The organism is Cyanobacteriota bacterium (genome assembly GCA_025054735.1).
Classification (GTDB): domain Bacteria; phylum Cyanobacteriota; class Cyanobacteriia; order SKYG9; family SKYG9; genus SKYG9.
In genome coordinates, this window is record JANWZG010000458.1 from 1 (window position 1) to 2,836 (window position 2,836).

A 2,836-nucleotide genomic window follows, 5' to 3' on the forward strand; every position below is an offset into this window, starting at 1 on the left:
TGGTTACGAGAAATCCACTGATCAGACAGCACAAAGTTATTATCGGCACCCCTACCAAATGTCCAGCAGCTAGACTCGACTAGTGGCAAGTAACGATCGCCACTAGCTCCTCGTTGAATCAAATGGGGAGCAGATTGAAAGTTCATCACAAATCGATCAGCCTAGTTATGACCAAGACTGTGCCAACTTTCGTAAGCTATCACGAACAGTGATGCAAGTGACAGGGGCAAGTCCACTATGAGAAAGTGTCTCCTTGTACCCTCATCCTAACCTATCATTAAGATTCTGCTCGTGGAACAAGTTGTTCCTTAAGTTATTGAGCAGTTGCACCTATTAACACAACAAGTCTGGCTTAACCCTATGCACCTTCTCAATCCTAAGGGAGAATTGTCTAGCAGCGGGATATATCAGGTTATCGTGATGCTGCTTTCGCTAGAACAACTTGCAGAAGTTCTAACGTCAAGCAATTCTTCAAAGGCAACAGCATCTTAGGCGCTAAAACAGCAACATACCAAAAGTGGGGGAACTAGCCCCCACTCGATGGCTTAAGATTAGAACTCTACCGGCATAGCATTAACCTTGAAGACCTGCCCTTAGGCTGACTGACTAAGATTGACCTTCACAATCTTGCTCTTTTCCTCTTCGGCCTTGGGCAAGTACAATTGCAGAATGCCGTCCTTGTAGTCAGCTTTCACAGACTGATTCTGAACACGCACCGGCAAGGGAATAACCCGCTGGAACTTGCCATAGCGAAACTCAGTGCGGACATAACCATCTTCTTCAGAGCGCTTTTCAGAACGACGCTCACCAGCAATGGATACAGACTCTGCTGTCACTTGAATATCGAGATCTTTAGCATCCATCCCTGGCAATTCAACGCGCAGTTCCACTGCATCTGGAGTTTCGTGCATTTCAGCAGCAGGTACAAAGGATGTAGATTGAGTTGTTTCGGTGCTTATAGCATCAAATAGCCGATTCATTTCCCGCTGAAGGGCAGTGATTTCACGGAACGGTTCCCAACGAATAAGAGCCATAGTCATAACCTCCTAATCTGTAGTCGAATGAGTATTAACTCAATCTGCTTTTAGATTAGCAATGGCAGTTTCAGAGGGGGGTTCGGTTCTTTTCCTGGTTTCGATAGTAATCCCCGAAGACCTGCAAGCCCTCTGTAGACTAAGCAGGATTGTCAATAATTTGATGTTACTTGTGAGCAGTAGTGGCTAAGATGTTCGCGACTGTAATCAGTTCACGGGGGCAAGAGAGCAGAAAATCTGGCTGATAGTCAGCTAACACTGCGGCAGTATTGAATCCCCATGTAACAGCAATTGCACAGACTCGAATCTTACGTGCAGCTTCAAGATCACGAGTTTCGTCACCAACGTAGGCGACTTGTGTGGGTTTTAGGTGCTGTTGATACAGGCAGCGCCGAATTAGGCGATTTTTACCAAACAGCGTTGCACCGGAATAGATAAAGTCAAACAGAGTATCCATCTTGTTGCTGGCGAGAAACGTTTCTACGTTATCTCTGCCATTGGAGGTGAGAATGCCCAAGCGATAGCCCTGCTGCTTCAGGGTAGCCAATGTTTCGGGTATACCTACGATCGGTTTTAGATGATGCACCACTTGGTTGACTTCTGCTTTTAACCGACGAATCAGCAGGGGCAGATGAAAAATTGACACACCAGATTGTCGAATGATTTGGCGAGAGTTGAGGTTGCGCAGTTGGTCAATCTCAGCCTCAGAGGCAACCGGATAGCCAAACTCTTGGGCTAGTTTGTTGCAGATAGTAACAATTGTAAGGAATGAGTCTGCGATCGTCCCATCAAAATCAAAGATAAAGGTGTCTATGGATTTGGTTGTAAACATCGATGGTTATAGTTAGCACGGGCATTACGCCGTAGCATGTAGGGTTTTATCCGTCGCAGTGCCGATGCCGGAAATCGGCGTTCCCATTCTTCGTCAGAAAGGGTTGCCAACTCTGCAAGCGTAGGAGCAACATTACCAGCATACGGTTGAAATTCTTCTACTGTTGTTTCTTTTGCAAATCGCTGGTTCCAGGGACACACATCTTGACAAATATCACAACCCGCAACCCAGCCATGCAGATGGGGATGGATCCAATCTGGTAGCGTCGGCGATCGGTTTTCAATGGTATGGTAGGCTATGCAGCGGTTTGCATCGACAACAAAGGGCTGGGTGATTGCCTGAGTAGGGCAAGCGTCTAAACAGCGGGTGCAGGTGCCACAATGAGCCGTGTGGGGTTGATCGGCTGCTAGTTCCAAGTCAGTCAGTACCTCGCCCAAAAACACCCAAGAGCCATAGTCACGGGTAATGAGATTGCCATTCTTGGCGATCCAGCCGATGCCTGCTCGCTGTGCCCACACCTTATCCTGAATGGGGCCTGTATCAACATAAGCAATGGCCTTAGCACCAACCTGTCGCAGCTTCTCCACAAGAGGCTTTAGGCGTTTGCCTACCACCCGATGATAGTCTCGACCCCAAGCATAACGAGAGATCTTGCCACGATCTGGATGCTGGGAATGCTGATGAGGAGTGTAGTAGTTTAAGGCAACACAGATTACAGATTTCACTGTGGGCATGACCTGTCGAATATCTTGTCGCCGAGGATTGGCCATCCATTGCATATCTGCGTGATAGCCTCGTGCTAACCATTGTCGTAGAGACTCTGTTGCACCATCATCCTCAGTCACCGCTGCAATTCCCACACGGTGAAACCCCAGCGCTAGTGCCAACTGCTTCACTTGATGACTGTCCACAGCACCATCGCCTGTCCCTAAAACCGAGCACGAATAACAAACGAATAATCACCACCGGG

At 47.8% G+C, this 2,836-nt stretch carries 3 protein-coding genes; all 3 read right to left on the reverse strand.

Annotation, left to right across the window (positions count from 1 at the left end):
- Positions 1-593: 593 nt before the first annotated feature.
- The 3 genes from NZ772_16755 to queG all read right to left on the reverse strand — a co-directional run bounded on the left by NZ772_16755 (position 594) and on the right by queG (position 2,777).
- Positions 594-1,034: an Hsp20/alpha crystallin family protein gene (locus NZ772_16755; GenBank protein ID MCS6815205.1), complete on the reverse strand. Its 441-nt coding sequence runs from the start codon at positions 1,032-1,034 to the stop codon at positions 594-596.
- 166 nt (positions 1,035-1,200) lie between these two features.
- The gene (locus NZ772_16760; GenBank protein MCS6815206.1) at positions 1,201-1,866 is read right to left on the reverse strand and encodes an HAD-IA family hydrolase; all 666 of its coding nucleotides are present in this window, start codon (positions 1,864-1,866) and stop codon (positions 1,201-1,203) included.
- Complete coding sequence (gene queG / locus NZ772_16765; GenBank protein ID MCS6815207.1) at positions 1,845-2,777, reverse strand: tRNA epoxyqueuosine(34) reductase QueG; 933 nt, start codon at positions 2,775-2,777, stop codon at positions 1,845-1,847. The genes NZ772_16760 and queG overlap by 22 nt, the downstream gene beginning before the upstream one ends.
- Positions 2,778-2,836: the final 59 nt, after the last annotated feature.

Bases quoted from the DNA above. Each gene is read 5' to 3' on its own strand.
- NZ772_16760 (MCS6815206.1), bottom strand. From the start codon at position 1,866: ATGTTTACAACCAAATCCATAGACACCTTTATCTTTGATTTTGATGGG.
- NZ772_16755 (MCS6815205.1), bottom strand. From the start codon at position 1,034: ATGGCTCTTATTCGTTGGGAACCGTTCCGTGAAATCACTGCCCTTCAG.